Raw genomic sequence first — 454 nt, forward strand, 5'->3', positions numbered from 1 at the left:
CATCAGCAGGGGCGTAATAACGTTGTTTCTCAGAACCAAAACTATCATATTGAATTGAAATCAATTGTTTTGATTGTACTGATTCACTGACCTTAACTTGAGGGAGAGCGAAACCACCGACATTGGCTCTAATGGTCACCGTTTCTTTTCCTTCAAAGCAGGCATAGTGAGGCTGATCTATCTTTGTAGAGATGATATTTTCCGAGTGCAGGATATTCATCACGCCATTCACTGAACGCTCAATGAGGTCGGGTTGTAAAACCTTTCCAGAACCAACCTCGACGGTGATAGCGGGCGTACCACTTTTATTGAGCTGCGTTTCTAAAACGCCATCATCACCTGGATCATCAAAAATACAGTCAGGATTGATCAATCGAGCCATTTTGATTGCTGCGGGGATTCGATAATCGGCAAAGACATACAAAGGATACTCTGCTCCGCGAGTTTGGGTATG

The 454-nt window shown here is 43.6% G+C and carries 1 protein-coding gene; it reads right to left on the reverse strand.

The window, feature by feature from the left end:
• Positions 1–454 (reverse strand): succinylglutamate desuccinylase/aspartoacylase family protein (locus AB4486_RS24260; protein ID WP_372119186.1); only part of this gene is annotated, 454 nt, incomplete at both ends.

Origin of the sequence: Vibrio sp. 10N.222.55.C6 (assembly GCF_041473395.1) — a bacterium.
GTDB lineage: Bacteria > Pseudomonadota > Gammaproteobacteria > Enterobacterales > Vibrionaceae > Vibrio > Vibrio crassostreae_C.